Annotated in this window: 8 protein-coding genes; 3 read left to right on the top strand and 5 right to left on the bottom strand. The window is 65.6% G+C overall.

Annotated features, from left to right (window positions below; all coding sequences use genetic code 11):
* Together JSE7799_RS12955 and JSE7799_RS21085 are read right to left on the bottom strand one after the other, a co-directional pair.
* The coding region (locus tag JSE7799_RS12955; protein WP_186201935.1) for a transposase at positions 1-332 on the bottom strand (332 nt) is incomplete at its 3' end.
* A gap of 69 nt (positions 333-401) precedes the next feature.
* Positions 402-578 carry a hypothetical protein gene (locus JSE7799_RS21085; RefSeq protein WP_186201936.1) on the bottom strand — a complete coding sequence of 59 codons (177 nt, stop codon included), beginning with the start codon at positions 576-578 and terminating at the stop codon, positions 402-404.
* On the opposite strand from JSE7799_RS21085, the gene JSE7799_RS12950 reads away from it, so the two are divergent.
* Positions 532-1,644 carry an MFS transporter gene (locus JSE7799_RS12950; RefSeq protein ID WP_055663996.1) on the top strand — a complete coding sequence of 371 codons (1,113 nt, stop codon included), beginning with the start codon at positions 532-534 and terminating at the stop codon, positions 1,642-1,644. The two genes, JSE7799_RS21085 and JSE7799_RS12950, sit on opposite strands and share 47 nt — an antisense overlap.
* 188 nt (positions 1,645-1,832) lie before the next feature.
* Here JSE7799_RS12950 and JSE7799_RS12945 read toward each other — a convergent pair whose 3' ends face one another.
* Entirely contained in the window at positions 1,833-2,423 is a 591-nt protein-coding gene (locus JSE7799_RS12945; RefSeq protein ID WP_055663995.1) for a TetR/AcrR family transcriptional regulator, read from the bottom strand.
* Positions 2,424-2,624: 201 nt separating this feature from the next.
* Between JSE7799_RS12945 and JSE7799_RS12940 the strand changes: the two genes are divergently transcribed.
* Together JSE7799_RS12940 and JSE7799_RS12935 are read left to right on the top strand one after the other, a co-directional pair.
* Entirely contained in the window at positions 2,625-3,812 is a 1,188-nt protein-coding gene (locus JSE7799_RS12940) for an efflux RND transporter periplasmic adaptor subunit (RefSeq protein WP_055663994.1), read from the top strand.
* A 3-nt stretch (positions 3,813-3,815) separates the two neighbouring features.
* Complete coding sequence (locus JSE7799_RS12935) at positions 3,816-6,953, top strand: efflux RND transporter permease subunit (RefSeq protein WP_055663993.1); 3,138 nt, start codon at positions 3,816-3,818, stop codon at positions 6,951-6,953.
* 377 nt (positions 6,954-7,330) lie between these two features.
* On the opposite strand, the gene JSE7799_RS21835 is transcribed toward JSE7799_RS12935, so the two are convergent.
* Both JSE7799_RS21835 and JSE7799_RS21830 read right to left on the bottom strand, forming a co-directional pair.
* Complete coding sequence (locus JSE7799_RS21835; protein ID WP_245624885.1) at positions 7,331-7,537, bottom strand: hypothetical protein; 207 nt, start codon at positions 7,535-7,537, stop codon at positions 7,331-7,333.
* Positions 7,538-7,543: 6 nt separating this feature from the next.
* Positions 7,544-7,756 carry a hypothetical protein gene (locus JSE7799_RS21830; RefSeq protein ID WP_245624884.1) on the bottom strand — a complete coding sequence of 71 codons (213 nt, stop codon included), beginning with the start codon at positions 7,754-7,756 and terminating at the stop codon, positions 7,544-7,546.
* Positions 7,757-8,177: the final 421 nt, after the last annotated feature.

Below are 8,177 nucleotides of genomic sequence, written 5' to 3'. Positions count from 1 at the left end.
AAGGCCGGCCCTGTTTCCGGGCCACGCTCCAGCGCGATCCTGAAGCTGGGATCGTTCCGCAGGGCCGCCGCGTCGTTGCCGTCTTCGTATCCCGCCCCGATCATCATGATCCGGAACCGGATGATGTCGCTCAGGCTATGCTGAACTTTCGCCGGGTCACGCGGATCGCGCAGGCAATCTGCGAGCCGCTGCGCCAGACCCGCCCTGCGCTCGATCTCGCGCAGCAGGGTCAGTCCGGCGTCGGAGCTCATGTCGGCGCCGTCAAACCCGAGCAGGACCGGCTTGCCATTGAGGGGTGACAGGCGGGGCGTGGAGCACGTAGACTGGGTCATGGCGGAGGTCGTCCTGCTGAAATCTGAATCTTTGGCGTCGATAACCAAAAAATACAGAGTTTCAGACGGTTACGACACCTCCGCCGCCTTCTCGTGAATTATCCGGGTTAAGTGGACGGAGGATAGAACCATCACCCATTTCTGGAGCTTGTCCGCAGCCGGCTTCGCGGCAACCGCAATCAGCTTCGGGCCGGCCCGCATGGGGTTCGGTCTGTTCGTGCCGGAATTTAGGTCGGTCTTCTCCATGTCGACCTCCACCGTCGGGATCGTCTCCAGCCTCGGCTTTTCCGGCTTCTTCATCGGGCTCCTGATGGCCCAGATGCTCCTCACCCGCCGGGGGCCGGAGTTGCCGGTTCTGACGGGGCTCGTCGCCGCGGCGGTCGGGATGGGGATCGTTGCGTCGGCGCCGAACGTGCCGGTTCTGGCGTTCGGGGTCTTTCTTGCCACCTCAAGCGCGGGCTTCGCCTGGACACCCTTCAACAACGCGGTGCACCGGAAGGTCCGTGACGAAGGACGGGCGGTCGCACTCTCCGCGATCAGCACGGGCACGGGGGTCGGCATCGCCGGGGCCGGCTTCGCGGCGCTCGCAATGGTGCTCGGGGGGCTGTCGTGGCAATATTGCTGGACGTCCTTCGCCGTCGCCGCGGCCTTGGCCCTGCTGGGCAACCGGGCGGCCTTGCGCAGCGTCGAAAACCAGTCGGAGAGCGGGCCACGGCAGGGGTGGAGGAACCTTGCCCGGCTCGCGGCGATCCCGCTCTTCGTCATTGGCTTTGCCTACGGGACGACGTCGGCGATCTACATTTCCTTCGCCGCCGACCACTTGGTGGAGGCGGGTGGCGTTCCCGGCATCCCCGTCGCGGCCACGCCCGCGCTCGTCTATATCTGTTACGGTCTCTTCGGGCTTGCCGGCCTCGCATCCGCACAAATCAAGGCGATGACCGGTCTGCCGATGCTCCTGCGCCTGCTCATGCTGGCGGGGGCCGTGTCGGTCGCACTCGTCGCGATCGCGCCGGGCAGATGGAGCGGGTTGGTGGTTTCGGCCGGTCTACAGGGCGTGCACGTCATGATGACGAGCGCAGTTCTGGCCTTCTGGTCGGAACGCCTCTTTCCCACGCTCCCGTCGCTCAGCTTCACGGCGGCGCTTCTCGCCACGGCGGCCGGCAGCGTCCTGGGACCGGCGCTGGCCGGAATGGCCTCCGACGCCTTAGGGGCCGAGGCTATGTTTTTCGGAGCGGCCGCACTGCCGGCAGTCACCGCACTTCTGCTGCGCGACCGGCACGCGCGGGAACGGCCGCTACCCACGGATGGGTGACCGGAGGATGTGCTGACGTTGGGAATTGACAGCCCGGGCACAAAGGCGCCGCCTGGCCGCGTAGTGGGCGAGGTGCCTGCACGGCCAGCGCCGGGATGCGGCCCATGTGTGTCCCACAGAGCGCGCACGCGTGCGGCGTGGAATCCAAACGGCGGAGGCCTGCCCTACAAGTGGAGCTTCGAAACAAATCAGCGCGAGACGGCAGACAGGAAAATCGCCAGCCCGCTTTCGAACCTGTCGCGCTTTGCGGGCTCGCAAGTTATCTCCGACTGGTTCAGCAGAATATCTCCGATCGACGGGCGCACCATGGCCTCGAGAATGGCTGCGGCTTGGGCCGTATCCTGGATGTGCGCCTCGCCCCGCCGGACACCCCGATCGAGTTCTTCCTTGATGAGCGACCGGTCCCGCAGGACAAATCCGGACAGGCAGGTCCGGGCCGCTTCGGACAGGTCCTCACCCCCCGCGAGGGCCACGCGCAAGACGGCCAGCGGCAAACCCGACGGGCGGGGGCGGGATGACGGAGCGAGGAGGCGTCGCAATCTGCTTTCCAACGGAAGCGCGTGATCCTCCTCGCCGAGTTCATGAACGAACTCGCTGCGGATGCGCTCCAGATAGGCGGCGAACAGGGCGTCACGATCGGAGAAGACCGAGTAGAGCGTGCGCTTGGACATTCCCGCCTCGGCGGCAATCGCGGACATCGTGGTTCCGCTCAGGCCGCAGCGGTCGAACACGAGGTCGAGCGCCTCGAAAATGCGTTCCAGCCGATCCGCCGGGGACATGGCTTTGGGGCGCCCCCTGGTGCGGTCGCCATGCGCGGGACCGGAACATCCGCGGGTTAAGGATTCTGCGTCGCTGCACATGCTCTTCGCGCTCTTCCCGTATTGCCACGCTCCGGTTCCAGATTTAGGAAACCGCGGAGTTTTAATATTTCCCGGCCTGCCGAATATCAAGTTCCACGGGCTCGCGACAGAAAGACCGACATGGCTGGCTTCAAGAAAACCGCGGGTGCCGCGGCGATATTCGTGCTCATGGCCGCGGCGGGTGCCGTTGCGCAGGACGCGCCGCCGCCCACCGTGACCGTCGAGACGCTTGAGCCGCAATCGGTCACCCTGACATCGACCCTCCCCGGCCGCGTCCACGCGTCATCCGAAGCCGAGGTTCGTCCGCAGGTTAGCGGAATCGTCACCGAGCGGCTTTTCGAAGAGGGCGGCGAGGTCGAGGCGGGCGCTCTGCTCTACCGGATCGATCCCGTCAGCTATGAGGCGGCCGTCGCGCAGGCGCAGGCATCCGTCGCGCAGGCGGAGGCGCAGCTTCGGGCCGCCGAGCGTGAAGCCGAACGCGTGCAGACACTGAGCGAGCGGGGAATCACCTCGGCCTCGTCCGAAGACGATGCGACCGCGGCCCGCGATGCCGCCGCCGCCGCGCTGGAGGCCGCGCGTGCCGGATTGCGCACGGCCGATATCGAACTCGACCGGACCGAGATCCGCGCGCGCCTGTCTGGCCGGATCGGGTTTTCCGAGGTCAGCGAGGGTGCCCTCGTCACCGCCAGCCAGGCGATGCCGCTCACCGTGATCCGCACGTTGGACCCGGTCCATGTGGACGTGACGCAATCCGCGGCCGACCTTCTGGCCTGGCGCCGCCGCGAGGGGCCGGCCGCCAATGGCCAGCGGGACGTGTCGCTGACCTTGGCCGACGGATCGATCTACGAGGTGGCGGGACAACTAAGCGCCGCGGAGCCGCTTGTGGACGAGAAGACCGGCGTGGTGGTCCTGCGCATGTCGTTTCCAAATCCCGACGGGCTTCTGCTGCCGGGCATGTATGTGCAGGTCGAGATGCCGACAGGAACCGCCGGAAACGTATTCCTCGTCCCGCAGGAAGGGGTTTCACGCGATCGGCGCGGCAATCCCACGGCGCTTGTCGTGAATGCCGAGAATGTCGTCGAAAGCCGGGACCTTTCCGTTCTGCAGGACCGCGGGACGGACTGGATTGTGGATGGCGGGCTGGAGTCCGGCGACCGGGTGATCGTGGCGGGCCTGCAAAAGATCGCACCGGGCGCCACGGTGACGCCCGAGGAACGGCAGGACCCGCAAAAGCAGGCCTCCGTAAGCGTGGACGGCCAGCTGGACGTGGCTCGGACGGATGCCGCGACCGAAGCCGGAGGGCAGTGACCGATGGCCCGCTTCTTCATCGACCGCCCCGTTTTTGCGTGGGTCCTGTCGATCCTCATCATGGGGATCGGCGTCCTCGCCATCCGTACCTTGCCCATCTCGCAATATCCGCAGATCGCGCCGCCCACGGTTTCGGTCAACGCGGTCTATCCCGGCGCCTCGGCGCAGACGGTCGCGAATACTGTCACGCAGGTCCTCGAAGAGCAGATGACCGGGCTCGACGGGCTGCGCTACTTCTCGTCGACGTCATCCTCGGCCGGTACGGCTTCGATCACGCTGACATTCGAGACCGGGACCGATCCCGACATCGCGCAGGTCCAGGTGCAGAACAAGATCAGCCAGGCGTCCTCCCTGCTGCCGGAGACCGTGCAGAGGCAGGGGGTGACCGTTCAGAAATCCTCCTCCGGCTTCCTGCAGGTCGTCTCCCTCATCTCGAAGGATGGCAGCTATGACCAGGCGGACCTTTCGGATTACCTGACATCGAACCTGACCGACGAGATCAGCCGGATCGACGGGGTCGGCAACGTTCAGGTCTTCGGGTCGCCCTATGCGATGCGGATCTGGCTCGATCCTTCGAAACTGTCGGCTTACGGGCTTTCGGCATCCGATGTCGTCGCCGCCGTGTCAGAGGAGAATGCCCAGATTTCGGCCGGCGCGTTCGGCACCCGCCCGACCGCCGGGGAGCAGCAGCTCAACGCCACGATCACGGCGCAGTCGCTGCTTCAGACACCGGAGGATTTCCGCCAGATCGTGCTGCGCGCCGAGACTGGCGGCGGCCTCGTCCTGCTGGACGATGTCGGACGGGTCGAGATCGGCGCTGAAAGCTATGCCTTCGAGTCGCGCTTCAATGGCAACCCCTCGGCCGGTATGGCGATCAGCCTGGCGCCCGGGGCCAACGCGCTCGATACCGCGACCGCGGTCGAACATCGGATGGAGGAGTTCGCCCGCAACTTCCCCGAAGGGCTCGACTACGTGATCCCCTACGATACGACGCCCTTCGTCGAGATCTCCATCGAAGAGGTGATCCACACGCTCATCGAGGCGATCGTTCTCGTCTTCCTCGTGATGTTCCTGTTCCTGCAGAACCTTCGGGCCACCTTGATCCCGACGCTTGCGGTGCCGGTCGTCCTTCTGGGCACGTTCGGCGTTCTTGCGGTCGCGGGGTTCAGCATCAACACGCTGACCATGCTGGCGATGGTGCTGGCCATCGGCCTGCTGGTGGACGACGCCATCGTCGTGGTCGAAAACGTCGAGCGCGTGATGGAGGAAGAGGGGCTTTCGCCCCGCGAGGCCACGCACAAATCCATGGGCCAGATCACCGGCGCCCTGATCGGCATCGCCATGGTCCTGTCGGCCGTGTTCGTTCCGATGGCATTCTTCGGCGGCTCCACCGGCGTGATCTATCAGCAATTCGCGATCACCATCGTATCGGCCATGGCGCTGTCGGTGGTTGTGGCTCTGACCCTCACGCCGGCGCTTTGCGCGACGCTGCTGAAGCCCAAGGGCCATGGCACCCGGCGTGGTCCCTTCGCGTGGTTCAACTTCGGGTTCGACAAGACGCTGGGCGGCTATGCCGGAATGGTCGGATGGATCGTGAAGCGCCCCTTCCGGGTCGGATTGATCTATGTCGCGCTGGCGGTGGCCATGGTGTTCCTCTTCGCCCGCACGCCGACGGGTTTCCTGCCGGACGAGGATCAGGGCATCCTGTTCACGATCATTCAGGCCCCCACCGGGGCGACGCTGGATCGGACCATTGATGTCATTGAGCAGGTCGAGACCCATTACCTCGAAAACGAGAGCGAGGCGGTGGAGTCCGTGTTCGGTGTCGCGGGCTTCGGCTTCGGCGGGGCGGGGCAGAATATGGGGCTGGCCTTCGTCCGGCTGAAGGATTGGGACGAACGCCAGGACCCCGCGCTCAGCGCGCAGGCCGTCGCGGGACGCGCCTTCGGGGCGTTTTCGCAGATCCGCGACGCGATGGTCTTTCCCGTCGTGCCGCCGTCGGTAATCGAACTGGGCAACGTCTCGGGCTTCGACGTCTACCTGCAGGCCCGTCAGGGCCAGAGCCACGAGGAGCTGCTGCAGGCCCGCAATCAGCTTCTGGGCATGGCCGCGCAAAGCGATCTCATCGCATCCGCGCGCCCGAACGGTCTGGAGGATGCGGCGCAGTTCAACATCAACATCGACTGGCGCAAGGCCGGTGCGATGGGGGTCTCGGCGACGGATGTCAGCAGCCTTCTGTCCACCGCCTGGGCGGGCCGCTACGTCAACGATTTCATCGACCGGGGCCAGATCAAGCGGGTCTACGTCCAGGGCGAGGCGGACGCTCGCTCGACGCCGTCGGACCTCGACAAATGGCGCGTGCGGAACGACTCGGGCGGGCTGGTGCCCTTCTCGAACTTCGCGACCGGCGACTGGAGCGAAGGCGCGCAGGGCGTCTACCGCTACAACGGCGTACCGGCGATGCAGTTGCAGGGCTCTCCCGCCCCCGGTGTCACCACGGGCGAAGCCATGGCCGAGATGGAGCGTCTGGCGGCGCAGCTTCCTCCGGGCTTCTCGCTCGCCTGGACCGGTCTGTCGCTGGAGGAGCGCCAGTCCGGAAATCAGGCGCCTCTGCTCTATGCGCTGTCGCTCGCGGCCGTGTTCCTGTCCCTCGCGGCGCTCTACGAAAGCTGGACGATCCCCTTCGCGGTGATGCTCGCGATGCCGATCGGGGTGCTGGGCGCCTTGATCGGCGCGACGCTCGGCGGGTTCGAGAACGGCGTGTTCTTTCAGGTCGGCCTGCTGACGGTTATCGGTCTGACCGGCAAGAACGCCATCCTGATCGTCGAATTCGCGCGTGAGCGGATGGTCGGCGGTGAGGCGCTTCTGCAGGCGACCGTTCAGGCCGCGCGGCAGCGGTTCCGCCCGATCATCATGACCTCGATGGCCTTCTCCCTAGGCGTGTTGCCTCTCGTCCTGAGTACGGGCGCGGGCTCAGGAGGGCGGAATGCCATCGGGTCGGGCGTCCTCGGTGGCACGATTTCGGCGACCGTTCTTGGCGTCTTGTTCGTGCCGCTGTTCTTCGTGGTCGTGATGCGGCTGTTTGGTCGCTTGAGCGGTCGGCCCGAAGCTCGAGGCGCAGAGGCTGCGCCGGCGGAGTGAACTTTTTTGGAATGAGGCCTGTCAGGCGGTGTTTCAGCGGATTTCGACAAATAGAACGCTCGCATGTGACGGTGCGAGCGTCGTCCGTGTCGGCAGTTCGTTGGAGAGGCTCTGTGAAGATGAGCTGGCCTTACCGCTACTTGGTTTCGGCTTGGGAAGACCGTTATGGTTGGCGCCAAGTAAGCACAAGAATACGACACCGGGAGATCGAGACGGTCTAGCGAACGAGCGGCGACATCTTGCGAAGAGGAGCAGGGACGCTGCATGCATGGGCGGTCTATGGAAGATGCCTCGCCAAGCTTGTTCGGGACATGCACGTGCCGACGCCGCAGGAGGATGATTTGTCTGACGTCGATCCTTGGCGGCGGGTCGGCGCTTTAGAAGCGCATGATCCGGGTGTCGGATGCGATGAGGCGCGCGGCCGTGTCGCCGGCGTCGGCGGATGCAGCGCCGTTTAGAAGGATGCCGGGATCCTCGCCGCGGCCGGGCAGGTAGATGGCGCAGACTCCGACGGTGTCGTCTTGCTGCACGATCGCCCGCGTCAGGCTCTGGGGGCTCAGTTCGCGGGGCGGCTGGCCGGTCATCGCGCTTCAGGGCGTGTCCACAAGAGCGATATCGCCCGCGGGCGCGGAGAGCAGGATGTGGGTTCCCTGCTGCGCCGCCTGCATGGTCGGGGCCATCGCCATGAGTTGCGTCTGCGGCTCGGGCGCGGTCAGGAGGGTGACGAGCTTCAACGCCTCCTGCGCGGCGACGGCACCGACGAGGCCGAGCATAGCGGCATTTGCCAGAATGGTCTTGCGCATCAGTCTCTCCATAGCTGATCGCTGTGTTCCGGATGTCTTTCTGTCTGTGCCTACGCGCCGAGAGGGTTTGCGTCGCCGGCACGCACAGGGCGCTGCATGGCCGCAGTCCGGGCGCTGGTCTTGTTAACCCGCATAATTCATGAAGCTGCGGACTTGTGCTCCGTGGGATGGTTTCCCCGGTCTCGGTTTTCTTGCGCGCACCCGGTGTTTGCGTCCGGTTGGCATGCCGGCCGGTGACTTGGGTCTTGGGCGATACGGGTTGATGTTTCGGGGTTTGTCGGGGCGCATGCGTCAGGCTGTTTTCGGTGGGGCGAGGGCGTCGAAGAGAAGGAGGAGAAGTCCCTTTCGGGGACACGATGCCGGCAGGGTCACGATGATCCGGGTCTTCTTTTCGACGATGGTGGCGGCCAGCTTGACGAGA

It is taken from the genome of Jannaschia seosinensis (assembly GCF_001408515.1).
In the GTDB taxonomy this organism is placed as follows: Bacteria; Pseudomonadota; Alphaproteobacteria; order Rhodobacterales; family Rhodobacteraceae; genus Jannaschia; species Jannaschia seosinensis.
Note: the sequence above shows the minus strand (reverse complement) of the source record. Positions and strands in the feature narration are given on the sequence as shown.